This window comes from Paucibacter sp. JuS9, from assembly GCF_044043925.2.
GTDB lineage: Bacteria > Pseudomonadota > Gammaproteobacteria > Burkholderiales > Burkholderiaceae_C > JAUASW01.
The window spans coordinates 4,413,453-4,440,380 of record NZ_CP194172.1; the positions used below are offsets into that span (position 1 = coordinate 4,413,453).

At 67.9% G+C, this 26,928-nt stretch carries 19 protein-coding genes; 7 read left to right on the top strand and 12 right to left on the bottom strand.

What is annotated here, in order from left to right; translation table 11 throughout:
* The 3 genes from ABT392_RS19685 to ABT392_RS19695 all read right to left on the bottom strand — a co-directional run bounded on the left by ABT392_RS19685 (position 1) and on the right by ABT392_RS19695 (position 5,796).
* Positions 1-1,584, bottom strand: coding sequence for a thioredoxin family protein (locus ABT392_RS19685; protein WP_334277949.1), 1,584 nt, complete (start codon positions 1,582-1,584; stop codon positions 1-3).
* 145 nt (positions 1,585-1,729) lie between these two features.
* Positions 1,730-4,792 carry a two-component regulator propeller domain-containing protein gene (locus tag ABT392_RS19690; protein ID WP_395384839.1) on the bottom strand — a complete coding sequence of 1,021 codons (3,063 nt, stop codon included), beginning with the start codon at positions 4,790-4,792 and terminating at the stop codon, positions 1,730-1,732.
* A 131-nt stretch (positions 4,793-4,923) separates the two neighbouring features.
* Positions 4,924-5,796 carry a hypothetical protein gene (locus ABT392_RS19695; RefSeq protein ID WP_395384838.1) on the bottom strand — a complete coding sequence of 291 codons (873 nt, stop codon included), beginning with the start codon at positions 5,794-5,796 and terminating at the stop codon, positions 4,924-4,926.
* 92 nt (positions 5,797-5,888) lie between these two features.
* Here ABT392_RS19695 and ABT392_RS19700 point away from each other — a divergent pair, with 92 nt between their 5' ends.
* The gene (locus ABT392_RS19700; RefSeq protein ID WP_464970850.1) at positions 5,889-7,052 is read left to right on the top strand and encodes a nuclease-related domain-containing protein; all 1,164 of its coding nucleotides are present in this window, start codon (positions 5,889-5,891) and stop codon (positions 7,050-7,052) included.
* A 1-nt stretch (position 7,053) separates the two neighbouring features.
* On the opposite strand, the gene ABT392_RS19705 is transcribed toward ABT392_RS19700, so the two are convergent.
* Genes ABT392_RS19705 through ABT392_RS19730 form a run of 6 tightly spaced genes read right to left on the bottom strand, consistent with a single transcriptional unit; the run spans position 7,054 to position 12,720 of the window.
* Positions 7,054-7,218 carry a hypothetical protein gene (locus ABT392_RS19705; RefSeq protein WP_395384836.1) on the bottom strand — a complete coding sequence of 55 codons (165 nt, stop codon included), beginning with the start codon at positions 7,216-7,218 and terminating at the stop codon, positions 7,054-7,056.
* The gene (locus tag ABT392_RS19710) at positions 7,187-8,803 is read right to left on the bottom strand and encodes an AMP-binding protein (protein WP_395384835.1); all 1,617 of its coding nucleotides are present in this window, start codon (positions 8,801-8,803) and stop codon (positions 7,187-7,189) included. Before ABT392_RS19710 ends, ABT392_RS19705 begins: the two co-directional genes overlap by 32 nt.
* The gene (locus ABT392_RS19715; RefSeq protein WP_395384834.1) at positions 8,800-9,579 is read right to left on the bottom strand and encodes an enoyl-CoA hydratase/isomerase family protein; all 780 of its coding nucleotides are present in this window, start codon (positions 9,577-9,579) and stop codon (positions 8,800-8,802) included. Before ABT392_RS19715 ends, ABT392_RS19710 begins: the two co-directional genes overlap by 4 nt.
* Complete coding sequence (locus ABT392_RS19720; protein ID WP_395384833.1) at positions 9,576-10,403, bottom strand: TetR/AcrR family transcriptional regulator; 828 nt, start codon at positions 10,401-10,403, stop codon at positions 9,576-9,578. The genes ABT392_RS19715 and ABT392_RS19720 overlap by 4 nt, the downstream gene beginning before the upstream one ends.
* Complete coding sequence (locus ABT392_RS19725; protein WP_395384832.1) at positions 10,396-11,496, bottom strand: DmpA family aminopeptidase; 1,101 nt, start codon at positions 11,494-11,496, stop codon at positions 10,396-10,398. The genes ABT392_RS19720 and ABT392_RS19725 overlap by 8 nt, the downstream gene beginning before the upstream one ends.
* Positions 11,497-11,502: 6 nt before the next feature.
* Entirely contained in the window at positions 11,503-12,720 is a 1,218-nt protein-coding gene (locus ABT392_RS19730) for an MFS transporter (protein ID WP_395384831.1), read from the bottom strand.
* Positions 12,721-12,879: 159 nt separating this feature from the next.
* On the opposite strand from ABT392_RS19730, the gene ABT392_RS19735 reads away from it, so the two are divergent.
* Genes ABT392_RS19735 through ABT392_RS19760 form a run of 6 tightly spaced genes read left to right on the top strand, consistent with a single transcriptional unit; the run spans position 12,880 to position 21,394 of the window.
* Positions 12,880-15,051, top strand: coding sequence for a TonB-dependent receptor (locus ABT392_RS19735; protein ID WP_395384830.1), 2,172 nt, complete (start codon positions 12,880-12,882; stop codon positions 15,049-15,051).
* On the top strand, positions 15,048-16,940 hold the full coding sequence (locus tag ABT392_RS19740; RefSeq protein WP_395384829.1) for a serine hydrolase domain-containing protein: 1,893 nt from the start codon (positions 15,048-15,050) through the stop codon (positions 16,938-16,940). Before ABT392_RS19735 ends, ABT392_RS19740 begins: the two co-directional genes overlap by 4 nt.
* Positions 16,921-17,784: an arginase family protein gene (locus ABT392_RS19745; protein ID WP_395384828.1), complete on the top strand. Its 864-nt coding sequence runs from the start codon at positions 16,921-16,923 to the stop codon at positions 17,782-17,784. Before ABT392_RS19740 ends, ABT392_RS19745 begins: the two co-directional genes overlap by 20 nt.
* Positions 17,781-18,911 (top strand): NAD(P)/FAD-dependent oxidoreductase, encoded by a 1,131-nt coding sequence (locus ABT392_RS19750; RefSeq protein WP_395384827.1) that lies wholly within the window; start codon positions 17,781-17,783, stop codon positions 18,909-18,911. The genes ABT392_RS19745 and ABT392_RS19750 overlap by 4 nt, the downstream gene beginning before the upstream one ends.
* Before the next feature lie 3 nt (positions 18,912-18,914).
* Complete coding sequence (locus ABT392_RS19755) at positions 18,915-20,360, top strand: M81 family metallopeptidase (protein WP_395384826.1); 1,446 nt, start codon at positions 18,915-18,917, stop codon at positions 20,358-20,360.
* A gap of 17 nt (positions 20,361-20,377) precedes the next feature.
* Entirely contained in the window at positions 20,378-21,394 is a 1,017-nt protein-coding gene (locus ABT392_RS19760; RefSeq protein WP_395384825.1) for a Rieske 2Fe-2S domain-containing protein, read from the top strand.
* A gap of 17 nt (positions 21,395-21,411) precedes the next feature.
* Here ABT392_RS19760 and gyrB read toward each other — a convergent pair whose 3' ends face one another.
* The 3 genes from gyrB to dnaA all read right to left on the bottom strand — a co-directional run bounded on the left by gyrB (position 21,412) and on the right by dnaA (position 26,815).
* On the bottom strand, positions 21,412-23,925 hold the full coding sequence (gene gyrB / locus ABT392_RS19765; RefSeq protein WP_464970987.1) for a DNA topoisomerase (ATP-hydrolyzing) subunit B: 2,514 nt from the start codon (positions 23,923-23,925) through the stop codon (positions 21,412-21,414).
* Positions 23,926-24,070: 145 nt separating this feature from the next.
* Positions 24,071-25,195, bottom strand: a complete 1,125-nt coding sequence (gene dnaN, locus ABT392_RS19770) for a DNA polymerase III subunit beta (protein WP_334277901.1) — start codon at positions 25,193-25,195, stop codon at positions 24,071-24,073.
* Between the two features lie 147 nt (positions 25,196-25,342).
* The gene (gene dnaA / locus ABT392_RS19775; RefSeq protein WP_395384823.1) at positions 25,343-26,815 is read right to left on the bottom strand and encodes a chromosomal replication initiator protein DnaA; all 1,473 of its coding nucleotides are present in this window, start codon (positions 26,813-26,815) and stop codon (positions 25,343-25,345) included.
* Positions 26,816-26,928 lie beyond the last annotated feature (113 nt).

Sequence of the window (26,928 nt, forward strand, 5' to 3'; positions counted from 1 at the left end):
TCAGGATCGGACGGTGACCTTGAGCACGCCGGTGCAATTGGCGCGGTCCGCGGCATCGACCTTGGCGCAGATGCCATCGAGCTGGCCCTTCAGGCGCATCAGCACGGCGTCGTACTGGCCGATGGCATTCCAGGTCGTCAGCAGCGTGCCGACCTTCTTCAGCGAACGCGCGCTGCGCTCGTGGAAGGAACCCTTGTCTTCGCCGGCTTCCTTGAACAGCTGCGCCGCGACCTTCTCGATGCGAGCGGCATCGTTGGGCGCCAGGTCCACCAGGGCGTTGAAGTAGTTCGAACCCCACTGCAGGCGCGTGGCCGGGCCTTCACTCTTGTTGAATGCCTCCTCGTACCAGCGCAGCGCTTCCTCGGTGCGGCCCTGCTTGCGGGCATTGCCGCCCAGCTGGCTCATCAGGTAGTAGGGCGAGTGGCTCTTGGCCAGGCTGCTTTTCAGCAGCGCATCGCTGTCCTTCCAAAGGCCGGCCTGGCCCAGCATGTAGGCGGTCTCGGTGATCACGGCCTGGCGCTCATAGCCGTCCGTGATCTCGCGGTCATTGCGGGCGGCATGCGCCTGCGCTTCCTTCAGGAGCGCGGCGGGGATCTTGGGATACACCTCGGTCTTGGCCTGGTCCAGGCGCGCCAGCTTGACGCGGGCCGTGATGGCCAGCAGGCGGTCCATGCGCGACAGCGTGGTGTCCTGCTCGAGGCGCTTCAGCGCGGGCTCGAAGACGGCCAGCAGCTTGCTGCGCTCGGCACCCGGCTCTGGAGCCAGGGTCTTGGCGATGTCGTCGGCGCCATTGCTCAGCACATCGGCCTGGGCGCGGGTGTCGGCCGGGCTGGCCAGCACCTTGGCCACGCGCTCGCGCAGCGCGGCGTCGGGCTTCAGGCCCTTGCCGTCTTCGCTGGCGGCCAGGGCCTTGAGCCACAGGCGGGTGGTGGTTTCGGCATCGACGCCCTGGCTGGCTGCAGCCAACTGCGCCAGCAGCGCTGGGCGCTCGGCGGCCGGCACCAATTGCTGTTCGTCGGTTTCCCAGGAATAGAAGCCCAGGAGCTTCCATTCATTGGCAGCGAGCTTCTTGCCGGCGCGAGCTTCGGCCAGCACGGTCTTGACCGGGCGGCCGCCGGCCAGGCCCAGCTGCAGCACCTTCATCACCTGGGCGGCATCGGCCTCGCCGGGCAGGCGGGTGATCTCGGTGCCGGCGGGGTTGAAGAGAATCATCGTGGGATAGCCGCGCACCTTGAAGCGGCTGCCCAGCTTCTGGGCGCCGGGCAGGTCGCCATCGATGTGCACGGCCACGAAGGCCTTGGACTGCTCGATGAAATCGGTGCGGTTGAACAGCGTGGCCTTCAATTGATTGCAAGGCGGGCACCACTTGGCGCCCCAGTACAGCAGGACCGGCTTCTTCTCGCCGCGCGCCTGGGCGAAGGCCTTCTCGATATCGGCATCGGCAGCAGCCGGCTGCCAGGCGACGGTGGCCGTGCCACTGGCAGCGGCCTGTGCCGGCAGGCTGCTCATGCCCAGCACGGCCAGGGCCAGGCTGCCAGCGAGCAGGGTGGGGCGGGCGATGCGGTACAGCGATGTCTTGTTCATTCGATGAGAGCCGGCCGCGTGGGCCGCAGGTGTCAGCGCTTGGCGAGGCCGCCATTGTCGGGCCAGCGCCTGGCCCCCGCTTATTCGGGGATTTCCAATGCTTATGCAGGGTGCACTGCGATGAGCTTTCAGCCCACCCGCGCCTTCAGCGCATCACGGTCTTGCCGCTGATGCGAACGTTCAGGCGCTGCTCGACGCGCCAGGCCTCGAGATCGCGCGGCAAATCGGTGGGTGCCAGGCCGTCGGCACTGGTGGCGCCGACATAGCCGTCGCGGCCGTTGGACTTCGCGGCATAGAGCGCCGAGTCTGCCAGGCCCAGGCAAGCCTGCCAGTCCCAGAGGCGGGGCTGGCTCGGGTCCAGCGGGAAGGCGGCGAAGCCGATCGAGGTGGTGACGCTCAGCTGCTGGCCGCCGCCGATCTCGAAGGGCTGCTCGCGCACCGCAAAGCAGGCCCGCGCGGCCAGCTCGGCGGCGTCTTCGCGGCTGGTCTCGCGCACCAGCACCAGCACTTCCTCGCCACCCCAGCGCACCAGCGAATCGGTATCGCGGAAGACGCGGCGCAGCCGTTCGGCCAATTCCACCAGCACCGCATCACCGGCCGCATGGCCATGGGCATCGTTGATGCGCTTGAAGTGGTCGAGGTCCAGCAGCATCAGGAGCAGATCTTTGTCTGCACCCGGCTGGCTGCTGGCCTCGAAGCGGCGCAGGCACAGGCGCAGGTCGTCCTGCAGGCGCAGCTCCAGGTAGCGGCGGTTGCGCAGGCCGGTCAGGGTGTCGGTCAGGCTGGCTTCGCGCAGCTCGGCGGTGCGCTCGTCCACGAGCGCTTGCAGCTCGGCTTCGCGGCGGCGCAGCTGGCGGGTGCGCCAGCGTATCCAGCCGGCCACCGCCAGCGCGAGCAGGGCCACGCCCGCCAGCTGAGCCCAGATCGTCTGCCACCACAGCGGCAGCAGCTCGACAGGCAGCTCCAGCTCGGACATGCGCCCGCCCGAGGGTTGCGGCGTAACGCGGACCTGCAGCGTGTAGTGGCCCGGCTTGAGCGGGCCGAAGCTGGGGCTGCGAGCGCTGCCGTCAACCTGTGTCCAGGGTGCATCCAGTCCCAGCAGGCGATATTGATAGCGCAGCCGGCCGGGATCGGCATAGTCCAGGCCGGCGAACTCCACGCCCAGCGTGCGGGTGCCGGCCGGCAACACCACCTCGCGCTGCAGGTTTTCCGGATGGAAAGGCTGACCGTCGGCGCGCACCGCGCTGACCACCAGCGGCGGCTTGCCACTGTCCATGGCATAGCGCTCAGTCTGTACGCGCAGCAGGCCACGGCTGCCGCCAAACAGCAGGCTGCCATCCGGCAGTGTGGTGGAGGCGAAGAACCAGAAAGTGCCGAAGTCGGCGCCATCGGCCGGGCCGATGCTGTCAAGCTGGTCGCTCTTGGGGTCGTAGACGTTGAGCTGGCTCCAGATGCGGCCCTGCCCATCCTCATGCAGATTGCCGCCGAACACGCCCTCGGTGCCGTGGCGCTCACCGATGCGCTCGAAGCGGGCGCGGCCCTGCTCGTCCCAGTCGAACAACAGGTGCAGGCCGGAGGCGGGCGTGTCCACCCAGAGCTTGCCGTCGCGCGTGAGCAGCAGTCCCATGATGATGGGGCTGCCCAGCGTATTGCGCGGCGACTGGATCACGGGCGCCAGCTGATCCGGGCGGCCGCGGAACAGGCCTTGCTGGCCGCCCACCCAGAGCTGGCCCTTGTCTGTGTCTTCGATCAGCGCGTAGATGCCGCCGTGCAGCGGCGCGCCATCTGCCAGATGCACGCGTTCCACCGCCGAGGCGCGTGCGCCTGGCAAGCGGTAGAGGCCTTCCTGCATGCCCAGCCAGACTTCGCCACCGGAGCGCAGCAGCAGGCGTTGGGCGCGGCCGCCATCCAGCGGCCAGTCACGCAGCAGCCGGCCATCGGCGCGACGATGCTCGAGCCGCCCGGCCGAGGCCATCCACAGGCTGCCATCGGACGCATCCTGCGCCAAGGCTTCGACCACGGTGTCGCGCTCGCGAGGCCAGGCGCCCAGCGTGGCCAGCTCCGCGCCGGGGCGACCGTCGAGCCGGGCGATCGGGCCCCTCTGCGTTGGCGCCAGCACCTCGCCGTTCTTGAGCACCAGCAGCGAGCGCACATCGATCTCGGCCAGCGGGCTGGACGGCTCGGCATCGGGCCCGCGCACCGCCAGGGCCGGATGCCGCTGATGGCGCTGCAGCCCCAGCCCATAGCCACTGAGCCACATCGCGCCGCTGCTGTCCTTGAGCAGGGCACTGATGTCGTTGCCTGCCAGACCGGTGCGGTGACGCGGGTCGTGGCGCAGCTTCAGCTCGATGGCACCGCTGGCCATGTCGACCCACAGCAGGCCGGCTTTGGTACCCACCCAAAGCCGCCCCGGCTCGTCCTCGGCCAGGGCCTGGACGGGCAGTTTCAGGGTGTGAACCCAGCGGATTTGCGCGCCCTCGACCACGCCGAGCCGACCATCCTGCGTGCCCAGCCAGATCCGGCCGTCGCTGGCCTCGGCCAGGGTCAGCACGGGGCTGTCCTTGCCCATGCCAGTGATGGACTCCCACTTGCCCTCGCGAAGCCTCGAGAGACCGCGCCAATGCCCGGCCCAGACGCTGCCGTCGCGCGCCGCGCACAGGGCCAGCACGCGGGACTCGGGCTCGCCTTGCCAGCGCAAGTCCTGGGGTTCGAAAGCGCGCTTGGCCGGCAGATAGCGGGACAGGCCCTGGCCGACGGTGCCGACCCATACCGCGCCGGTGCTGTCCTCGGCCAAGGCACGTATCGGTGCCTTGGGCCCGGCACTGCCCATGGCGCTGCCATGCGCCTGCACTTCATCGCGCTGCGGGTTGTAGGCCATCAGGCCCATGAACTCGGTGCCTATCCACATGCGGCCGTCGCGGGCCGGCGCCAGCGCGCGCACCCAGCCGAGGCTGCGCTGGGCGCGCGTGCTTCCCTCGCGCTCGATCGGGCGCAGGCGGTAGCCGTCGTAGCGCGTCAGGCCCTTGCTCGTCGCCACCCAGATGAAGCCGGCCTGGTCCTGCGCAATCATCGGCACGGTGCTCTCAGGCACGGCGACGCTGCGGAACTGCACTTCCAGCGATTCGGCCGGACGCGCCTGGGCCGTCGGGGGCGACAGCAGCAGCATCAAGCAGGCAAGACCAAGAGCGTGCAGGCGCATGGAACTCATGAGGCCGGGTGGGGCGCGACGGCCAGGGGCGGGCGGGTGAAAACGCGATCAGGCCAGGCCCGATCAAGGCAGTGAGAAATTGTCACATGCTGCCCGTCAGGCCCGCCGTGCAGATACCGCAATGCGCACGCTCATGGCGAAAGGCTGTGCGTGGGCCACCAGAACCCGGGCTTGTTGAGGGGCGTTTCGGGCGGCAGCAGCGGATTCTTCAGGTTCAGGATCTTGCGCTTGGACAGTTCCAGCGCGTTCAGCCGCGACTGGAAATGGCGGCGGAAGACCCGGTCCAGGCTGCCGTCATTCACCAGGGATTCGAGCGCCTTGGTCAGGGGCGCCACCAGCGCCTGCAGCCTTCGGCTCAGGAACACATAGCTGGCCGCCGGGTAGCGCAGCACAAAGCCGGGTGCCACGGCCAGTTGCAGATCGCTGTTGCTGCTCAACTCGCCTTGCACCTCGAGCACCGAGCGCGGGAAGTAGTCGATGCGCCGCTTGTGCAGCATGTCCAGCAACTGGCGGGCACTCAGCGCCGTGACCACCTCAAGGCCATTGGCGCGCAGGATTTCCGTGTCCGGCCAGTGCTGGCCCTGGCCTGCACGCCGCAGCGCCAGCTGCTCCAGCGACGGCGGTTTCAGCCACAGCGGCTGGTCCTCATGGCGTATCAACGCCACCCGCCAACCGAGCAGGCCGCGATCCAGCGGCACTCGCAAGGGCAGGATGGCCTGCTCGCGCGCGCGGCTGGTCATGCTCCACACCAGGTCCAGCCGCGAACGCTCATTGCCCAGTTCCAGTTCGACCCGCCCCTGATTGATCGGAAACGACGGCATCGCCTGTAGCTGATGCGGCAACCCGCTGCGCTGCAGCGCCAGACCCATCAGCTCGACCACATAGCGCCCGAAATCGTCGGAGGGCTGAACCTCCAGATGGCGCAGCACCGGCGCCTGGGCCTGGCTTCGCATCGAAACCCCCAGGGCGGCGCTTGCGGCCAGGCAATGCCGGCGGGTCAGCATGGGCTTTTGGCTCTTCCTTTGACCAGGGCGCGGAGGTCAGATGTTGGTGATTCGGGTGAGGGGATGGTACCTAGCTTGCCCTGATGACTTGTTTGAAATGGGGCGATTGCAGATCGAGAGCCTTTCCTGGGAGGCTGTGCTGCCCTGCGGCTGCGCCCACAGTCTCGTCGCTCAGCAGTTCGGCAGTTGGCGTGTCAGGGATACATGATCGTGCATTTCGTCGCAAGAACTGGCGCCATTGCAGTAGCCGAGCCAAGGCAGAATTTGCAGAAAATCAGGGGGACCAAAAGATGCTGATCAAGCATGCGGACGACAAGACCAAACGGTTGGCGCTGCTGGAGGAACTGCAACGATCCAACCTGCTCGACAAGCGCCAGCGCGAATGGCTGAAGGACGAGCACTTCCGGACCTTGCAGGGCCTGCAGGGCGAACGCGATGCGGCCCACTACATCGACAGCTGGTTGAAAGATGGCGTCAACCACGCGGTCCTGCATGACCTGCGCATCAGCTTTGATGGCGAGATTGCGCAGATCGACCACCTGGTGATCAGTCGTGCGCTGCGCTTCTATCTGTTCGAGACCAAATGCTTCAATGGCCATCTGCAGATCAATGCGCAAGGTGAGTTCACGGTCCGCTATGGTTCGGGCAAGGCGTTTGGCATCGCCTCGCCACTGGAGCAAAGCCGGCGCCATGAGCGTGTGCTCGCCAAGCTGCTGGAGCGGCTGGATATCACCGGCCGGGCCGGCATGAAGCCGAGCTTCCAGCACGTGGTGCTGTTGCACCCCAAGGCCATCATCAGCCGGCCCGACGCCAAAGCCTTCGACACCAGCGACATCATCAAGGCCGACCAGATTGCCAGCTGGCATGAGCGCTACGTCGATGAGCGCCTTGGCATTGGCGCGACGTTGGGGCTGCTGGCGAACTTCCACGGCAGCGAGACGCTCAAAGGCTGGGCCGAGAAACTGGCACGCCAGCATCGACCGCAGGACCAGCTGGCATTGCCGGATTTCATGACGCCGAAAGTGCAGGCCTCGACGGCGGCGCCTGCTCCGCATACGGCTGCGCTGCTTGCCATGGAGCCATCCCCTGCGGACTGCCCACCGGCCACTGACAACAGCCACCCACTGAAACGCAAGCTGATTTGCGTGTCGTGCAACAGCAAGATCAGCTTTGCCGAGGGCAAATTCTGCTGGAACAACGAAGGGCGGTTTGGTGGGCTGCAGTACTGCAGGGAGCATCAAGCCCAGGTCGGTTGATTCAGTTGGGCGCGGGTCTAGGCTCAAAGGCCGGCAAGGCTGCTGCGACTTCCCTGAATGAGTTCAAAGCCGCTTCCAGGTGCTCGATGATTTCCTGCTGCAGCACGTCGGTCGGGGGAAGATCAGCTAGGTTTTCAAGGCTGGGCGTGCTGACGAAGCTGTGCATGCCCCAGCGCGTCCGCCTCGCGGTCAAATCGTTCGATGCAATAGTCTGCATCCGCCCGCAGCTGCGGTTTGGCGACACGCTCCGAGGGCGTGCGCGGCAGGTCGCTGCACAGCACCCAGTAGCGCGGCACCTTGAAGCGGGCCAGTTGTCCGCCGACATGGCGGGCCAGTTCCGCCAAGGTCACGGGAGCGTGCCCAGGCTTCAGCACCACATAGGCCTGGATCTCCTCGCCGCGAACCTCGTCGGCCACGCCGGTGACTGCGCTGATCAGCACCCCGGGGTGCGCCTCGATCGCGTGCTCCACCTCCGACGCCGAGATGTTCTCGCCGCTGCGCCGGACCATGTCCTTGAGCCGCCCGACGATGGCGATGGCACCACGCTCGTCCATGCGGGCCAGGTCGCCGGTGCGATACCAACCGCCGGAGAAAGCCGCCGCAGTGGCGGCCTCATTGCCGAAGTAGCCGTCCATCATGCCGATGCCGCGCACCTGCAGCTCGCCAGGCAGGCCGCGCGGCAGGGGGCGGCCGTCCGCGTCGGCAATGCGCGCTTCGCGGTGCGGCAGCGGATGGCCGATGCTGCCGCAGCCGCGCAGACGCGCCGCATCACTTGGATGCACCATGATGTCCGCGCCGGTTTCGGTCGTTCCGTAGACCTCGCGCCAGGGCACGCCGAAGCGCTCTTCCAGCTCGGCATGGCGCTCGCGCGGGATGCCCGAGCACATGGCGACCCGCAGCCGATGCTCGCGCTCGTCGCTGCGGTGCGGCTGCGCCAGCAGCATCGAGGGCATGGCGCCGAGGCAGTAGAAAAAGCTCGCGCGGTGCTGCTGCAGCTTCTGCCAGAACTGGGAGGGCCGGAACCGCTCGAGCACGACCAGGGTGGCGCCCGAACTCAGGGCGGCCGCCAGATTCCATTGCGGATCGATGTAGCTGAAGGGCTGCGCTGTCAGCATCACGTCCTCGGGCCCGAGCCCGACGATGTCCTGCGCGATCAGGGCGCCCAGGCCCGTCCAGTAGGCATGGCTCAGCATGCAGCCCTTGGGCAGGCCCGTGGTGCCGGAGGTGAACTGCACGTTGGCGAGCGACTCAGCGCACACCGGAGGAGGCGGCGGCACCTCGCCCTCTTGCGCCAGGGCCTCGGCCCAGGCCAGCTCGCCGACCTGTGGCGCCGCACCCGCGACGATGAGGCATTCCAGCGTCAGGCCGTCGCGCCGGATCTGGCGCAGCAGCGCGGCGCGTTCGGCATCGCAGATCGCCAGGCGCACGCCGGCATGGGCCAGCAGATGGCGGGCGTCGAGGGCCTGGTAGGCGATGTTGACCGGCACCATCGCCGCGCTGGCCTTGGCAATGCCCAGCCAGGCGATCGGGAACACCGGGCCGTTGGCGGCCATGACGGCCACACGGTCGCCGGGCCGGATGCCGGCCCGAACCAGCGCATGTGCCAGCTGGGTCGACTGGCGATCCAATTGGGCGAAGCTCAGCGTCAGGTCCTGCGGGTCGAACACCAGGGCCGGCTTGTCGCCCCAGCGCGATGCGGCAGCGGCGCTCAGCTCGCCCAGGCTGATCGTCTGCCTCGGCGACTCGATCATGATCTCTGCGCCAGGAACTGCTCGATGCGCTGCACCGTCTGGGGGTCACGGGCGCAGGCCAGGCAGGCGTCGGTCTCGGCCTGCAGCGCAGCCTCGAGGCCGGCCAGCTCGCTGCCGAGCAGTGCGCGCTTGAAATGCGCCAGGCCGGCGGCCGGCAGTGCCGCCAGCTCATGGGCAAAACGCAAGCCCTGCTCGCGCAGCTCTGCGGCAGGCACCACACGCCAGGCAATGCCGAGCTCATTCAACTCCGTCGCATCGACCCGCCGGCCCGTCATCGCCAGCTCGGCAGCCTTGGCGCGCCCGGCCAGGTGCGGCAGCAGATGGGTCAGCCCGCCGGACACGAACATGCCGAAGCCCAGCTCCGGCAGATAGGCTCGCGCGGTATCGGCCCAGATCGAGAAGTCTGCATTGAGCGTCCATGAAAAACCGCCGCCGATGGCCCAGCCCTGCACCAGGGCCACCACCGGCTTGTCGCCGAGCATGAGGTGGCGCGTCACCTGTTGCAAGGCGTTGACGAACTGCCGCATGCGCTGATCGTCGAGCGCGCCGGCTTCGACTTGCGCCACGAGGTCGTCGCCGGCGCAGAAGGCCCGCCCCTCGCCGCACAGCACCAGCACGCGCACCTCCGGATCGGCCATGCCGGCGGCCAGCGCCTCGTTCAGCGCCTGCAGCAGCCCGAGATCGATCGCATTGAGCCGCTCTGGCCGGTTGAGCGAGAGGATCAGGACGGCGTCCTCGCGCTGCCGGGTCACGAAGTCACGCGGGGGCGCCGTCATGCGCGTGCCCCCGGGCGCTGGCGCGCCCCGTTCATCAGTTCCAGCACCTGCTCTTCCAGCACCTGGTTGCGAGCCATGATGTCGGCCGGCGGGTTCTGCATGTAGACCGCGCGATACCAGATGGCCGACAGCAGTTCGGCCGCATGCGCAGGCGTCTTGAGCAGCTTGCGCAGCTCGGGGTTGCGATGCACATAGATCTCGTTCAGCAGCCCGTCGATCATCGAACCGAGCGCATAGGCCAGGCTGAGGCTGACCCGGTCGCTCATGCCGGCGTCCGGGAACTCGCGGACCAGGCTGCGAGCGATGCGGCGGGTCCAGGCGTCATTGGTCTTGAACCACAGCGCCTCGAACTCGGGCACCTCGTCGGCGACCTGAAACAGGCAGCGCATCAGGCCGGCGTGCTGCTCGTAGGCCTCGGCCCAGAGCAGGGTCGGGCGATACACGATCTCGAAGCGGTCCGCGGTGCGCGGCAGGGCGTCGACCCGCGCCGAGAGCTGGTCGATGAAGTCGCTCAGCACCTCGCAGGTGGCGGTGCGCAGATCCGGAAAGTAGTGATAGAACAGGCCGGTGGCGATGCCGGCCTCGGCGGCCACGTCAGTGACCTTCATCGCGCGATAGCCGACGCGCTCCAGCACGGCGCTGACCGCGGCCTTGATCAGGACCCGGCGACGCTGCGCCCGCGCGTTGGTCGATTCGCTGCCCGGCGCGCCGGGCACGTCCTCGGCCGGCGCTGCGGCTCGACCCGTCTTGGCCACCGCACGCGCGCGCGGCGCCGGCTTGGCGGCGGTCTTCGTCGCCTTGCGGCGAAGCTCGGTCTCAGACATCCAGCAACTCCTTGCGCTTGCGCATCAGCGCTTGCAGTGGTTCGTGCGGCAGGGCATGAATCCGCAATCCGGTCTCGGCCTGCATGGTTTCGGCGGCCACAAGGGCATTGACGATGGCCTCCTCGGTGGCCAGGGCCGTGGCATGGAACAGGCCATCCAGTTCGTCGCCGGGCAGCGTCGCGCCGGGCATGCCTGGGCTGCCACCCAGGGCGACTTCGCCGGCGGTCGAGAAGGCCAGGAAGATGTCGCCCGACAGCGGGCCGCCAAAGCCGCCGCAGCGGGCCAGGCCAATGGTGGCGCGCTTGGCCACCCGCTCGAGCTGGGCCGACTGCAGCGGCGCGTCGGTGGCCACGACGACGATGATGGATCCATCAACCAGGGGGCTCGCCGGCGGCTCCGGCTCGAAGCCGCTGATCAGGCGTCCGACCGGCAGGCCCGCCACCAGCAGGTCGTCACGCTGGCCGTGATTGGCCTGCACGAGCACGCCCACCGTGTAACTGGCGCCGGCGACTTCCACGACCCGCGAGGCGCTGCCGGTGCCGCCCTTGAAGCCATGGCAGACCATGCCGGTGCCGCCACCGACGTTGCCCTCGGCGACCGCGCCGCCCGTGGCAGCTTCGAGCGCGGCACGGACGTCCTGCGCCTGCACATGGAAGCCCCAGGCGTCGTTCAGATTGCCGTCCCAGGTCTCGCCAACCACCGGCAGGATGCGTGAGAAGCGTTGGTCCTCGTCGGCGATCAGGCCGCCGACCCAGCGCAGATAGGCCTCGCTGACGGTGCCCACCGCGGTCGTGCCGGTCAGCAGCACCGGGCCGAAGAAGGCGCCGAACTCGCGGATCTGGTGAGCGCCGGTCAGCTCACCGGTGCCGTTGAACGCAAACACAGCGGCGGCGACGCCACCGAGCGCCGTGGCGCCGCGCGGAAAGACGGCCGTCACGCCCGTGCGGGCGCCGCCGGGCCCGACTCGCGTGCTCATGCCCACGGTCACGCCCGGCACATCGGTGATGGCATTCCAGCGGCCGGGGTTGCCGTCGAAGGGCACGCCCAGGTCGCGGGCGCGGGCCTTGCGGCCTGGGGCTTCATTGCTGCTCATGCGGTGTCAAAGATAGCGGTAGCGGGCCAGCATCAGCGCGGCGACGATGCCGAGAACCCCACCGACGGCCAGCACGGCAGGATAGCCGGTCACGCCGGCGAGGGCCGGCGCGGCCATGTGCGCGAGGATGCCGCCGACCTGGGCGATCGAGGCCTGAACCGTGAAATTGCTGCCGAAGTCGGCGGTGGTGGCAGCCTTGTCCGTCACGACGATTTTCTGGGCGATGTTGGTCAGCGAGGCCACGACCACCGCCAGCACCACCACCCCCATCGTGAGCCACACCGGATAGCTGTCGGTGGCCACCGGGATCTGCGCCAGGCTGAGCACGGCGCCGGCCAGCAGCATGGCGACGATGGCCGCGCGCCGGGAGATGCGCTCGAAGACATAGCCGGCGACGAGCGAGAGCGCGGCGGCGAGCAGCGGCCCGACAATGGTCGTGACCGTGCCGACCCGCGCCAGCGACCAGCCGTTGTCGACCAGCATGACGGTCAGCAGGCTCGGGCCGGTGATGCCGGCCATCGCCATCACCAGGATCAGTCCGGTCCATTGCAGATTGCCCGGCTGCAGGAAGAACTGGCGCAGCGAAGCGATCAAGGCGAATCCCGGCGCGGCAGGCGCCGCACGACCCTCGGGCTCCTTGAACATGAACATGATGGGCACCGGCAGCAGCGTGCCGGCGACGATGGCCAGCACCGCGCCACTCCAGCCGATCTGCTCATAGGCCAGCAGCAGCACACCGCCACCGAGCACCAGGCCGAGCATGAAGCCGGCCGACATCCAGCCATTGGCACTGGCGCGCTGCTCCTGCGGCAGCAGCTTCACGGCCAGGCCGTCCATGGCGATGTCGCGGAAAGTCGCCGCCACCGAAGCCGCCACCAGCAGGCCGAGTACGGCATAGAAATCGCGCCCCGGCTCCAACGCAAGCAGACCCAGCAGCGAGATGGCGCAGGCGATCTGCATCAGCAGGAACCAGGGCGTGTAGCCGGCACGGCCGAAGAGCTGCACCCGGTCGACCAGGGGTGCCCAAAGGAACTTGAGCATGAAGAGGAAGCCCACCCCCATCAGCAGGCTGATCTCGTTGAGGCTGACGCCCGACTTGCGCAGCACGGCGGTCAGCGCCACGTCGGTGAAGCCGTAGACCACCCAGCGCGAGGCCATCAGCAGCGCAAGCAGGAGATGAAGAGCTTGGACCCGCGCAGCGGGCTGTTGCAAATCGGCACTCACGGTTTTGCCTCTTGTGTGATCGATGGATCAGACTTTATATTGAATGTGAATTCAACGTCAATGTATTTCTCTGCCCACGCCACTCGCCTGTTCCTCGGCCCTGTGGCCACACCCCAGGGCCGGCACGGCGGCCTCTCAACCCATGGAGTCAATCAGGTCATGAAGCAGCATCAACGTACCCCTCTGTCGCTCTGCATCGCCGCAGGTCTCGTCGCGCTGGCCGCGCCGGCCGGCAGCTGGGCGCAGTCCAGCACGCCAGTGGCGCCACCTGTGGAAACGCTGGAGACCGTGGTGGTCACGGCGCAGAAGCGCCCGCAGAAGCTGCAGGAGATTCCGGTCGCGGTGTCGGTGGTGACGGCGCAGGACATCGAGAACCGCGGCATCTCGGGCTTTGCCGAACTGCTGGGCCTGATCCCGAACACCACCATCGACCAGAACACCTCGGCCCAGCCGACGATCACCATCCGCGGCATCACCAGCAGCACCAACAACATCGGCATGGAGTCGGGCGTGGGCGTGGTGATCGACGATGTGTTCCTGGGGCGCCCGTCGGCTTTCAGCACCCAGCTGATCGACATCGAGCGGGTCGAGGTGTTGCGCGGCTCGCAAGGCACGCTGTTCGGCAAGAACACGACGGGCGGCCTGATCAACATCGTTACCAGCAAGCCCTCGCGCCAGTTCGCGGCTGCCGCCGACCTGACCGGCGGCTCCTACGGCTTGCGCCAGGCCCGGGCCTATGTGACCGGCGGCGTCGGCGACGAGATGGCGGCCAAGCTCTCGTTCACCAGCAAGCGGCGCGACGGCTGGGTGGAAAACCGCAATCCGGCCGGACCCGACCTGATGAGCGAGGACTTCGACGGCGTGCGCGGCCAGCTGCAGGGCAAGGCCGCCGGGCTGAGCTGGCTGCTCAGCGCCGACCATGGCCGCGACCGCGCCGTCGACAACTACTACGATGTCCGCGAGGGCGGGCTGTCGGCCTTCGACGCCAACGGCAACGACCGTTCGATCGCCACCAATGGCGGCGACCAGTTCGGGCGCACCATCAAGGGCGCTTCGCTGAAGCTCGAAACCCAGTCACAAGGCATCAACTGGGTGTCGATCACCGCGCAACGCGGCGTTGACTGGTATGGCCGCAACGACCAGGACTACACCGATCAGGCCATCCTGGTGCTGAGCCGCAAGGAGAAGCAGAGCCAGTTCAGCCAGGAGCTGCGCGCCTCCGGCCAGTCTGGCCGGCTGAACTGGCTGGCCGGCCTGTACTACTTCCGGCAGAAGCAGGACGGTGTGGACCGCATGGTGCTGGACGAGCTCACGCCGGTGCTGTTCGGCCTGCCCTACATGCCCGGCTTCCAGGAGGCAGCCGACACCATCGTGCACCTGGACACGCGCAGCAGCGCCGCCTTCGGCTCGGGCAGCTACGCCCTGAGCGAGACGGTGGAGCTGAACACCGGCCTGCGCTACACCAGCGAACGCAAGCGCATGAACTATCGGCAGGAGCTTCAGCAGCAGGTCGGCCTGATCGGTGCGCTGGCAGCCGAGGTCGCGCCCTTCGACGGTGCACGCAAGGATGCCCAGTGGTCAGGCGACATCGGCCTGGCCTTCAAGCACGGCAAGCAGCTCAACAGCTACCTGAAGATGACGCGCGGCTTCAAGGCCGGCGGCTTCGACACCACGCAGGCGACCTCCGCAGACCCGGGCGACCTGAGCTTCGATCCCGAAACGGTCCAGGCCACCGAGCTGGGCTTCAAGTCCATCCTGGCGGGCGGCCGCTTGCGTCTCAATGGCGCCGCCTTCCACATGGATTACAAGAACAAGCAGGAACAGTTCTTCAACGGTGTCTCGCAGAGAGTGTCCAACGCAGCGCGGGCGCGCATCAGCGGCGCGGAGCTGGACCTGACGGCGCGCCCCGACGCGGCGCTGCAAGTCGGCCTGTCGCTCGGCTACCAGGACGCCACCTACAAGGACTACCTGGCCAACGCCGGCAAGCGCCTGGTGGACTCCTCGCGCTTGACCGCATCACTGAGCGGCCAGTACGAGCATTCGGTGGGCGGCGGCTGGGGTTGGATGATCCGCGGCGACATCCAGTACCGCAGCAAGAGCTACCAGCAACCCGACAACGACGAGCGCTACACTCAGCCCGGACACAGCCTGGTGAACCTCTCGACCGGCCTGCGCAGCGACGACGGGCGCTATGCCCTGCTGCTGTGGGCCAAGAACCTCGGCAACAAGACCTATCGCACCTCCACCTACAGCGTCGATGCCTTCCAGACCATGTACCAAGCGGTGAACGCACCGCGCATGGTCGGGCTCGAGCTGCGAGTCAGCCTGTGAGGCCGCAGCTTTACCGCGCCAGACGCGGCGCCCTGCTGTTCGTGCTCCTGGTCTCACATGCGCTCGGCTTTGCCCAGAGCGCCGACGAGGCCTGGCTCGACCAGGCGATCGGCGCGCGCATCGGTCAGGGCGGACCGCCGGCGGCCGTGGCGGCCGTGGTGCGCAAGGACGGCCCGACGGTGCTGCGCGCCTGGGGCCAGCGCCGCCTGAGCGAGCCCGGCGCCGTCAGCGCGGACCAGACCGTCTTCCGCATCGGCTCGATCACCAAGAGCTTCACCGCCATCGCCGTGCTGCAACTCGTCGATGAAGGGCGACTCAAGCTCGACGACGAGGTCGGCCCGCTGCTCAAGGGCGTGCGCCTGCCGCCGTCGGCGCGACCGACCCGCGTCATCGATCTGCTCACGCATCGCGGCGGCTTCGACGGCGAGATTTCGACGGTCGGCCTGGACGATGCGCAGGCCGCCGCCGCCTCGAGCGATGAGCGTCTGCAACGCGACCTGTGGCGCGTGCGCGAGCCCGGCCTGATCTCGGTCTACGACAACATGGCCTACGGCCTGCTGGGCCAGTTGCTCGAGGCTGTCGACGGGCGACCCTACCCTGAAGCCATCGCGGCACGGCTGTTCCAGCCGCTGGGCATGCAGCACAGCCAGATCGGCCTGCCCGAGGACCCCAGCCACACGGCCGACGCCACCGAGGTGGGCCCCGACGGCAAGCCACTGCTGCGCCCGCAGATCTACCTGCGGCGCGGCTGGCGCGGCGCCGGCGACATGAGCTCGACAGCGGCCGACATGAGTCGCTTCCTGACGGCGCTGCTGAACGAGGGGCGGTTCGAGGGCCGGCAGCTGCTCTCGCCCGCCGCCTTCAAGCTCTTCTCGGACACGCAGCGCACCCGCCTCGCGCCCTGCCTGCCTGGCACCGGCATGGGCGCCTACGCGCTCGGCCGCATCGGTGCGGGCGGCTTCGGCCATGCCGGCACCATCCGCGGCTTCAATGCGCTCTACATGGTCATGCCCAAGGAAGGCGTGGCGCTGTTCGCCGTCATGAACCTGAACCGGCCCATCCCCGAGTTCTCGGCTCAGGGGCTGCAGCGCTACTTCGCCAGCCCGCCGGGACGCGGGCCGATCAACCCCACGGACTTCATGCTGTTCGACCTGCCCGACCTTGCCGAACGCCACTGGCAGGCTGCCGCCGTGCCGGCCGCCGCGCCGGCCTCGGCCGCCGAGGATGCCCGGCGCTGGGAGGGCAGCTATGCCTACCTGCGCGCCGAGGACAACGAAGCCCTGCTGCCGCGTGTGCTGACGGCACTGCTGCTGCCGCGCATGGAAGTACGTGCAGCCGGCGGGCAGGCGCTGTCGGTCGACGGCTCCAAACCCCTGACCCAGGCTGGCCCAGGCCTGTACCTTAGCCCCGAGCCGGCGGACAGCCTCAGCCGCGCCATCGGCTTTGCCGAGGTCGAGGGCCAGATCATTGCCGGACCGCACACGCTGCTGTCCTATCGCCGTGTCGCCACGCACGAGGCGCCCTGGCTGACCGTCGGCGGGCTGCTGGGGGCACCGCTGCTCGTGCTGCTGCTCGCGCTGCTGCGCCGGCCCGTTGTGGGCGACCGGCAGACCGACTGGCGACTGGCGCTGGGCGCCCTGCTGCTGCTGGCACTGTTGCTGGTCGAGCTGGCCGTGGTGCCCGTGATGCAACGTCAAGTCGGTTGGCCAGCGCTGGTGGCGCTGCTGCGGCTCGGCCTGCACGGCGCGCTGGCTTTCGCGCTCTGGTCGTTGGCGCGACAGGCCCGCCTGACGGACTGGCGGGCACGCGCCTACGTCGCCGGCCAGGGGCTGCTGATGGTCTGGATCGTTTTCGCATGGGGGTACTGGCATGTCCTTGGCAAGTTCTGAGCTGCTGGGGCTCGACGAGGCGCTGGCGCGGATTGCAGCGAGCAGTGCACGTGTGTTGCTGATCGCGCTGCCCACAAGCCGCAATGCCAGCCATCTGAGGGCCGAGCCCGGCGCGCCGCAGCGCATCGCGCAGGCGCTGCTGCGCGAGGAAGGCAACCCTTATGCGGAAAACGGCGCCGACCTCTCCGACCGCCGCAACATCGAGTACATCGGTGCCCTGGCGCTGGAGTGCGAGGACGAGTTCGAGCGCATCAAGCAGGTGGCCGAGGCCGTCGTGCGGGCCGGGCGCATGCCGCTCTTCCTGGGCGGCGACCACTCGGTCACGTATCCGATCATGGCCGGCATCCATGCGGCGCGCGGCAGCCTGCCGCTGGTGCATTTCGATGCCCATCCGGACCTGTACGACGAACTGCTGGGCAACCGCCTCTCGCATGCCAGCCCGTTCGCGCGCATCCTCGAGAACGGCCTGGCCAGCGAGCTCTGGCAGTACGGCATCCGCACCTTGAACCCGCATCAGCGCGAGCAGGTACGTCGGTTCGGCGTTCGCTGCCACGAGATGCGCGACCCGGCACACTGGTCGCTTCCCGCGCAGCCGGGCCCCTGCTATGTGAGCATCGACCTGGATGCGCTCGACCCCGCGTTCGCCCCGGGCGTGGCGCATCACGAGCCCGGCGGCTTGTCGGTGCGGCAGTTGCTGGACCTGCTGAACCGCCTGCCCGGCACGGTGGTCGGCGCCGATGTGGTCGAGTACCTGCCGCAGCGCGATGTCGGCGAGATCACCGCGGTGGTGGCTGCCAAGCTGGCGCGCGAGCTCGCCGGCGCCATGCTGGAGCCAGCGCGATGATGACTTGGGATGTCGTCATCGTCGGCGCCGGCATCGCAGGCGCGAGCCTGGCCGCTTTTCTGCCGCAGGACATGAAAGTGCTGATGCTGGAGCGCGAATCGCAGCCCGGCTATCACGCCACCGGCCGCTCGGCCGCAGTGTTCTCCGAAACCTACGGCCCGCCGCTAGTGCGCGCCCTGAGCCGCGCCAGCCGGCCGTTTCTGAGCGCGCCGCCCGAGGGATTCTGCGAGCATCCGCTGCTGTCGCCACGCGGCGTGCTGCTGATCGCGGAGACAGGCCAGGAGGCCCTGCTCGCGAAGGAACTGGCCCTGCTCGGCAGCACGGCGCCCCAGGTGCAGCGCCTCGACCCGGCCGCAACCGTGGCGCTGCTGCCGGTGCTGCGCGAGGCGCGCGTCGCCGGTGCGCTCTTTGATCCGGACGTCTGCGACATCGATGTCCACGCGCTGCACCAGGCACTGCTGCGCCGGGCCCGCGCCGGCGGCCTCGTGCTGCGCTGCGATGCGGCATTGCACGGCATCCAGCGCACGGAGGCGGGCTGGCGGCTGAGCGTCGGCGACACGGAGCTCGAGACGCGCCTGCTGGTCAACGCTGCCGGCGCCTGGGCCGATGAACTGGCCGGCCTGGCGGGCCTGGCGCCGTTGGGTCTCGAGCCACGGCGCCGCTCGGCTTTCACGCTCGCCGCACCGCCGCAGGCTGACATCGCCGGCTGGCCGATGGCCGTTGGCCTCGATGAAACCTGGTATCTCAAGCCCGATGCCGGCCAGCTGCTGGCCTCACCCGCCAACGCTGACCCCACCCACCCACAGGATGTGCAGCCCGAGGAGCTCGACATCGCCCTGGGCCTGCATCGGCTGCAGGAAATGACCACGCTCGAGGCGCGCCGACCCCGGCATACCTGGGCGGGGCTGCGCAGCTTTCTGCCCGACGGCGCGCCGGCCGCCGGCTTCGACCGTCAGGACCCGAACTTCTTCTGGCTCGCCGGCCAGGGAGGTTACGGCATCCAGACGGCGCCGGCCCTGGGCATGGCCGCGGCTGCGCTGCTGTGCGGCCAGGCCTTTCCCGAAGCCGTCCTGCAGCAAGGCATCACGGCCGGCGCCTTGAGCCCCGGCCGATTCGACAAGGACTGACACGTGCGCGTCTTCACCGGAAGTCTCTGTACCGAGACCAACACCTTCTCCCCGGTTCCCACCGGCCTGGCCGCGTTCCGCGACCGCGGCTACTACCCGGCCGGCACGCATCCGCCGCAGGCGCTGTTCTACAGCGGTCCGCTGGGCGCCGCCCGTCAGCGCGGGGCGGAGCTCGGCTGGACGGTCATCGAGGGCATGGTGGCGGGTGCCCAGCCCGGCGGCCCGACGAGCCGCGCGGCCTACGAGCTGCTGCGCGACGAGCTGCTCGCCGACCTGCAGCGCGCGTTGCCGGTCGACATGGTCGTGCTGGCCCTGCACGGCGCCATGGTGGCCGACGGCTACCCAGACTGCGAGGGCGACATCCTGCGCCGCGTGCGCAGCCTGGTCGGCCCCGATGTCGTGGTGGGCGCCGAGCTGGACCCGCATTGCCACCTGAGCGAGACGATGGTCGAGCAGGCGGATCTGCTGATTCTCTTCAAGGAGTACCCGCACACCGACGTGGCCGAGCGCGCACTTGAACTGGTCGATTTGTGCGCGGCCCAGGTGCGCGGCGAGATCCGGCCGGTTGCCGGCGTGGTCGACACCGGCATGATCGTGCCACTGCACACCACGCGCGAGCCGGTGCGCGGATTCGTCGACCGGCTGCAGCAGCTGGAACAGACACCGGGCCTGCTGTCGATCTCGGTGGCCCACGGTTTCCCCTGGGGTGACGTGCCCGACATGGGCACCAAGCTGCTGGTGTACAGCGATGGTGATGCGGCGCTCGCCACAGCACAGGCACGACGCCTGGCCGACGAACTGATCGCGATGCGCGCACAGTTGCAGCCCGCGCTGATCGACATCGATACCGCGCTGGACCAGGCGCTGCAGCAGCCGACCGGGCCGGTGGTGCTGGCCGATGGCGCCGACAACCCCGGCGGCGGCGGCGCCGGCGACTCGACCTTCATCCTCGCGCGGCTGCTGGAACGCCGCATCGCTCCGGCCGCACTCGGCCCGCTGTGGGATCCGGTCGCCGTGCGCTTCGCTTTCGAGGCGGGGCTGGGTGCCCGGCTCACGCTGCGCGTCGGCGGCAAGACCGGGCCGATGTCGGGAGTGCCGATCGATGCTGTCTGGACCGTGACCGCGCTGGCCGGCGACCTGGAAGTCGAAGCGCTGACCGGCGCGCCGATCGCACTGGGCGACTGCGTCTGCGTCGAGACGCAAGGCATCAGCGTGGTGCTGACAAGCCTGCGCAACCAGGCTCTGCGCACCGACCTGTTCAGCAAGCTCGGCGTCGATCTGTCGGCGCAGCAGCTCGTGGTCGTGAAGTCCTCACAGCACTTCCATGCCGCCTTCGCGCCGATCGCCAGTGCGGTGATCTATGTCGACGCGCCCGGCTCGGTCATCGCCGACTACCGGACCTTGCCCTATGTCCATGTGCAGCGGCCGAGATGGCCGCTGGACGCCTGAGCCAGAGTGATTGCGCCATGAGCTACCCGATGAATTGCTGGTATGTCGTCGCCTGGTCCCACGAGGTGCCGGCTGTCGGCATGTTCACCCGCACCGTCCTGGACCAGCCGCTGCTGATCTACCGCACCGCCGCTGGCGCCATCGTCGCCCTGGAGGACCGCTGCTGCCACCGCCACGCCCCCCTGTCGCTGGGGCGCCAGGAGGGCGACGCCGTGCGCTGCGGCTACCACGGCCTGCTGTTCGGGCCCGACGGCCGCTGCATCGAGGTGCCCGGCATGCAGCAGCCGCCCTCACGCGCCTGCGTGCGCAGCTTCCCCGTGGTGGAGAAGAACCGCTGGGTCTTCGTGTGGATGGGCGATGCGGCCGCCGCCGACCCCGCCCTGCTGCCGGACAACGGCGCCTGCGACGACAGCGGCTGGCACTACCGCCCCGGCTATCTTCACTACGATGCGCCGCATGCGCTGATCTGCGACAACCTGCTGGACTTCTCTCACCTCAGCTGGGTGCATGCCAACACGCTGGGCGGCAGCGAGGCGATCGCGCTGGCCACGCCCGAGGTGACCGCGCTGCCCCGGGGTGTGCGCGTGGTTCGCCATGTTGCCGGCGTGCCGCCTCCGCCCTACTACGCCGCGATCCGCCGCTTCGAGGGCCTGATCCACCGCTGGTTCGATTACGACTTCCTGCAGCCCGGCATCCTGCTGATGCGCAGTGGCGGCCATCTGTCTGGCGACTCGCCGCAGGACCCCGAGCGCTCGGTGCAGTTGCGCAGCTGCCAGGCCCTGACGCCGGAAACCGCCACGACCAGCCACTACTTCTTCATGCAGGCGCATCCGGCCCACATCGCCGGCGACGAGCTGTCCGACGTGATTCACGGTCTGCTGATCCAGGCCTTCGAGGAGGACCGGGCCATGATCACGGCGCAGGCCACACGCATGGACGCGTCACGGCCGATGCTGCCGCTGCATTTCGACAAAGCCTTGCTGATGTACCGGCGCTCCCAGCGGTCTGACTCAGGTGCGCCATTGGGTGCATGACACGGGCAGGGCCGACATCAAACGTCGATATTCCCCGCCCTCAACGCATTCGTCTCGATGAAGTCCCGACGCGGCTCCACCTCGTCGCCCATCAGCATCGTGAACACTCGATCCGCCTCGATGGCGTCGTCGATCTGCACGCGCAGGAGGCGGCGGACGTTGGGGTCCATCGTCGTCTCCCACAGCTGCTCGGGGTTCATCTCGCCCAGACCCTTGTAGCGCTGGCGGCCGACCGAGTTTTCGGCCAGTTGCAGCAGCCAGTCCATGGCGCCGCGGAAGTCGGTGACCTTGGCCTCCTTGGCCTTCTCGCCCTCGCCCTTGCGGACGACGGCGTTCTCGCCGATCAGGCCCTTGAAGGTGACGCCGGCCTGGGCCAGCACTTCGTAGTCAGCACCGTGCACGAAGTCGGCATTGATGATGGACGAGCGGGTGTTGCCGTGATGCTTGCGGCTGATGCGCAGCAAGAGCTTGTCGGTGCGGGCGTCGTACTCGGCGTTCACCTCGGCGTCGTGCAGCGCGCCTTGCATTGCAGCAGCAGCAGCGTCCGCCGATTCCTTGGTGTCGAGGCTGATGGCCAGGCCGTTGGAGAGCACACGCAGCGCTTCGAAGTCCATCCAGTTGGACAGGCGCGAGATAACGCTTTCGGCCAGCACGTATTGGCGGGCCAGCGTCTCGAAGGTCTCGCCGCTCAGCACCGCATCGCCGATGCCGGTGTGCAGATGTGCATCCTGCAGCGCCACCTTCAGGAGGAAGGCGTCGAGGTCGTGCGCGTCCTTCAGGTATTGCTCGTGCTTGCCGACCTTGACCTTGTACAGCGGCGGCTGCGCAATGTAGATGTGGCCGCGCTCCACCAGCTCGGGCATCTGGCGGTAGAAGAACGTCAGCAGCAGGGTGCGGATGTGGGCGCCGTCAACGTCGGCGTCGGTCATGATGATGATGCGGTGGTAGCGCAGCTTGTCCGGGTTGAAATCGTCGCCACCGGCGCCGCGGCCGATGCCGGTCCCGAGGGCCGTGATCAGCGTCAGGATTTCGTTGGACGTGAGCAGCTTTTCGTAGCGGGCCTTCTCGACGTTCAGGATCTTGCCGCGCAGCGGCAGGATGGCCTGGAACTTGCGGTCGCGGCCCTGCTTGGCGGAGCCACCGGCGGAGTCACCCTCCACGATGTAGATCTCGCACATCGCCGGGTCTTTTTCCTGGCAATCGGCCAGTTTGCCCGGCAGGCCCAGGCCGTCGAGCACGCCCTTGCGGCGGGTCATTTCGCGGGCCTTGCGCGCGGCTTCGCGGGCGCGGGCGGCGTCGAGAATCTTGCCGCAGATGATCTTGGCGTCGACCGGGTTCTCGAGCAGCCAGTCGTTCAGCTTGCTGGCCACGATCTCTTCCACCGGGCCGCGCACTTCGCTGGAAACCAGCTTGTCCTTGGTCTGGCTGGAGAACTTGGGCTCAGGCACCTTCACCGACACCACGCAGGCCAGGCCTTCGCGCATGTCGTCGCCTGCCACTTCGACCTTGGCCTTCTTGGCCAGGTCGTTGTCGGTGATGTACTTGTTCAGCACGCGGGTCATCGCGGCGCGCAAACCCGTCAAGTGCGTGCCACCATCGCGCTGCGGGATGTTGTTGGTGAAGCAGAGGACGTTCTCGTTGAAGCCGTCGTTCCACTGCATCGACACTTCCACGCCGATGTTCGTGCCCTGGTCGGACATCTTGTCGCCCTGGGCGTGGAAGATGTTCGGGTGCAGGGTGGTCTTGCCCTTGTTGATGAACTCGACGAAGCCGCGCACGCCGCCGGCGTAGGCGAAGTTGTCTTCCTTGTTGTTGCGCTCATCGACCAGGCGGATCTTCACGCCGTTGTTCAGGAACGAGAGCTCGCGCAGGCGCTTGGCCAGGATGTCGTAGTGGAAGTCGTTGTTCTGCTGGAAGATCTCGGTGTCCGGCAGGAAGTGGACCTCGGTGCCGCGCTTGTCGGTTTCGCCGACGATGCGCATCGGGCTGGTCTCGACGCCATCGACGATCTCGATCAGGCGGTCTTGCGGGATGCCCTGCTTGAAGTCGAGCTGGTGGATCTTGCCATCGCGGCGCACGGTCAGGCGCAGCGTCTTGGACAGGCCGTTCACGCAGGACACGCCCACGCCGTGCAGGCCGCCCGAGACCTTGTAGCTGTTCTGGTTGAACTTGCCGCCGGCGTGCAACTCGGTCAGCGCGATCTCGGCCGCCGAGCGCTTGGGCTCGTGCTTGTCGTCCATCTTCACGCCGGTGGGGATGCCGCGGCCGTTGTCGATGACGGAGACCGAGTTGTCGGAATGGATGGTGACGATGATGTCGTCGCAATGGCCGGCCAGCGATTCGTCGATGGAGTTGTCCACCACTTCGAACACCAGGTGGTGCAGGCCGGTGCCGTCGGAGGTGTCGCCGATGTACATGCCCGGGCGCTTGCGCACCGCTTCCAGGCCTTCGAGGATCTGGATCGAATCTGCGCCATAGACGGCGCCCGAAGAGGCTTCCGCGCTGACGGCAGCCTGCTGCTTGTCGGTCAGGCCATCGGGGTTTTGTTCGTTGCTGGGCACATCACTCATCGGGGACTCTCTCTCACTCGCGGGGGGCTTCAAGGCCGCCCTTTAAAAGCACTGAAGCGGGCTGGATGTGAATCCTCGCCCGCTGCATCTATTCAGGTCTGCGTTGTCAGATCCGCATCGGCATCACGACGTACTTGAAGCCGGTCTGCTCGGGGATGGTGATCAGCGCGCTGGAGGCGCTGTCGTTCAGGTCGATGTTGACCATGTCCTGACCCATATTGGCCAGCGCATCCATCAGGTAGGTCACGTTGAAGCCGGTCTCGATCAGGTCGCCGCCGTAGTCGATCTCGATCTCTTCCTTGGCCTCTTCCTGCTCGGCATTGCTGGAGGCAATCGACAAGAGGCCCGGCTCGAAGGACAGGCGCACGGCCTTGAACTTCTCGCTGGTCAGGATGGCGGCGCGCTGCAGGCTGGACAGCAGGGTGGCGCGGCCCAGCGTGACGCGGAACTTGTGGTTCTTCGGGATCACGCGGTTGTAGTCGGGGAACTTGCCCTCGACCAGCTTGGTGACGAACTCCATGCCGCTGAAGCTGAACTTGGCCTGGTTGCCGGCGAAGCGCATCTCGATGGGTTGGTCATCGGAACCGTCCTTGCCACCGTCCTTCAAAAGGCGCATCAGCTCCAGCACCGTCTTGCGCGGCAGGATGACTTCCTGCTTGGGGATGTCGGTTTCCAGCGTGGCCTGAGCCAGGGCCAGGCGGTGGCCGTCGGTGGCTACCAGCGTCAGGCTCTTGCCTTCGGCGACGAAGAGGATGCCGTTCAGGTAGTAGCGGATGTCGTGCACCGCCATCGAGAAGTGCACCTGGTTGATCAGGGCCTTCAGCGTCTTCTGCGGCACGGCGAACACCGGGCCGAAGTCAGCGGCTTCCTGCACCAGCGGGAAGTCGTCGGACGGCAGGGTCTGCAGCGTGAAGCGGCTCTTGCCACCTTGCAGGGTCAGCTTGTTCTGGTTGCTGGTCAGCGAGACGACCTGGTCGGCCGGCATGGAGCGAAGGATGTCGATCAGCTTGCGGGCACCGACCGTGGTCGAGAAGTTGCCGGCATCGCCACCCAGCTCGGCCGTGGTGCGCACCTGGATCTCGAGGTCGCTGGTGGTCAGCTCGATCTGCGAGCCGGTCTTGCGGATCAGCACGTTGGCCAGGACGGGCAGGGTGTGGCGGCGCTCGACGATGCCGGAAACGGCTTGCAAGGCACCAAGCACCTGGTCCTGGGCGGCTTTCAACACAATCATGTCAACCTCTCTCCACTTGTTCGGCATGGGCCGCGGCGGCAGGTCATTCCCACTATGACCAACGCGCGCGCGAGCGACAGCGCGCATTGTCGCCCAGGAATCGGGTTGTTCCCGAGGGTGGAAACCAGAGGGCTGCGCCGGGGGGGACTAGCCTTTCAGCGTCTGCTCCAGCACATGCAGCTGCTGGTTCAGCTCGGTGTTCTTCTGGCGCTCGCCGCCGATCTTGCGCACGGCGTGCAGCACGGTCGTGTGGTCGCGGCCGCCAAACAGCTCGCCGATCTCGGGCAGGCTCTTCTGGGTCAGTTCCTTGGCCAGGTACATGGCAATCTGGCGCGGCCTGGCGATGCTGGCCGGACGCTTCTTGCTGTACATGTCGGCGATCTTGATCTTGTAGAAATCGGCCACCGTCTTCTGGATGTTCTCGACCGAGATCTGCCGGTTCTGGATCGACAGCAGGTCCTTCAGCGCCTCGCGGGCCAGCTGGATGTTGATTTCCTTGTGCGAGAAGCGGCTGTAGGCCAGCACCTTGCGCAGCGCGCCTTCGAGCTCGCGCACATTGGCGCGCACGTTCTTGGCGATGAAGAAGGCGACGTCTTCGGGCATCGGCGTTTGCTCCGCCTCGGCCTTCTTGATCAGGATGGCCACCCGCATTTCCAGCTCGGGCGGCTCGATGGCCACCGTCAGGCCGGCGTCGAAGCGGCTGGTGAGGCGCTCGTCGATGTCCACCAGGCCCTTCGGATAGGTGTCCGAGGTCATGATGATGTGGGCGCGCTTGGCCAGGAGCGCCTCGAAGGCGTTGAAGAACTCTTCCTGCGTGCGGTCCTTGCCGGCGAAGAACTGCACATCGTCAATCAGCAGCAGGTCCAGCGAGTGGTACTTGGCCTTCAGCTCGTCGAAGGTCTTGCGCTGGTAGTTCTTCACCACGTCGGAGATGAACTGCTCGGCGTGCAGGTACAGGACCCGCGCATCCGGCTTGTCGCGCAGCAGCGCGTTGCCCACGGCGTGGATCAAGTGCGTCTTGCCCAGGCCCACGCCGCCATAGATGAACAGCGGGTTGTACATGGCACCGGGCGCGCCGGCCACATGCAGGGCGGCGGTGCGGGCCATCTGGTTGGCACGGCCGGGCACCAGGGTGTCGAAGGTCAGGGCCGGGTTGATGCGGTGGCGTGTGGCGCTCGGTGCCGGCGTGGCGGGCTCGGCCGGCAGGCTGGCGACGCCATGGCCGTTGGCGTGGCCATTCGAATAGCCCGGCGCGGGCTCATGCGTCTTGGCCGTCACCGGCCGCAAGCCGTTGTGCAGCACCTGGCCGAGGGCGACCGGCTGGTTGGCCGGCAGGGCAGGGCGGGCCACGCCCGCATCGCGCGCGGCCAGGGCCAGCTCCAGGCGGGCGGGCTTGCCGGCCAGTTCGGTGAGGATGGATTCGATGCGACCCGCGTACTGGTTGCGGATCCAGTCCAGCTTGAAGCGGTTGGGCACACGCAGCGAGACGACGATGGCGTCTGCGCCGCCCGCATCCTGCACCTCGGCCTCCGGCAAAGGCCGGATCCAGGTGTTGAATTGCTGTTCGGGCAGCTCAGCGGCCAGGCGTTCACAGCCGCGCTGCCAGAGGTCTAGGCTCATTGTGGAAAACTTGTTCTTGAGCGGCCGGATTGTACGGATTCGAAGTCGGCCAGACCGGGGTTATCCACAGATTTTTTTAGAGGGTCAAGCCCTTGAAATCCCCACCCGTGCGA

What these genes read in the sequence shown, in the direction of transcription:
- ABT392_RS19685 (WP_334277949.1), bottom strand. Translation starts at nt 1,584, where the DNA reads ATGAACAAGACATCGCTGTACCGCATCGCCCGCCCCACCCTGCTCGCT.
- ABT392_RS19690 (WP_395384839.1), bottom strand. Translation starts at nt 4,792, where the DNA reads ATGAGTTCCATGCGCCTGCACGCTCTTGGTCTTGCCTGCTTGATGCTG.
- ABT392_RS19695 (WP_395384838.1), bottom strand. Translation starts at nt 5,796, where the DNA reads ATGCTGACCCGCCGGCATTGCCTGGCCGCAAGCGCCGCCCTGGGGGTT.
- ABT392_RS19705 (WP_395384836.1), bottom strand. Translation starts at nt 7,218, where the DNA reads ATGCACAGCTTCGTCAGCACGCCCAGCCTTGAAAACCTAGCTGATCTT.
- ABT392_RS19710 (WP_395384835.1), bottom strand. Translation starts at nt 8,803, where the DNA reads ATGATCGAGTCGCCGAGGCAGACGATCAGCCTGGGCGAGCTGAGCGCC.
- ABT392_RS19715 (WP_395384834.1), bottom strand. Translation starts at nt 9,579, where the DNA reads ATGACGGCGCCCCCGCGTGACTTCGTGACCCGGCAGCGCGAGGACGCC.
- ABT392_RS19720 (WP_395384833.1), bottom strand. Translation starts at nt 10,403, where the DNA reads ATGTCTGAGACCGAGCTTCGCCGCAAGGCGACGAAGACCGCCGCCAAG.
- ABT392_RS19725 (WP_395384832.1), bottom strand. Translation starts at nt 11,496, where the DNA reads ATGAGCAGCAATGAAGCCCCAGGCCGCAAGGCCCGCGCCCGCGACCTG.
- ABT392_RS19735 (WP_395384830.1), top strand. Translation starts at nt 12,880, where the DNA reads ATGAAGCAGCATCAACGTACCCCTCTGTCGCTCTGCATCGCCGCAGGT.
- ABT392_RS19745 (WP_395384828.1), top strand. Translation starts at nt 16,921, where the DNA reads ATGTCCTTGGCAAGTTCTGAGCTGCTGGGGCTCGACGAGGCGCTGGCG.
- ABT392_RS19750 (WP_395384827.1), top strand. Translation starts at nt 17,781, where the DNA reads ATGATGACTTGGGATGTCGTCATCGTCGGCGCCGGCATCGCAGGCGCG.
- ABT392_RS19760 (WP_395384825.1), top strand. Translation starts at nt 20,378, where the DNA reads ATGAGCTACCCGATGAATTGCTGGTATGTCGTCGCCTGGTCCCACGAG.
- dnaN (WP_334277901.1), bottom strand. Translation starts at nt 25,195, where the DNA reads ATGATTGTGTTGAAAGCCGCCCAGGACCAGGTGCTTGGTGCCTTGCAA.
- dnaA (WP_395384823.1), bottom strand. Translation starts at nt 26,815, where the DNA reads ATGAGCCTAGACCTCTGGCAGCGCGGCTGTGAACGCCTGGCCGCTGAG.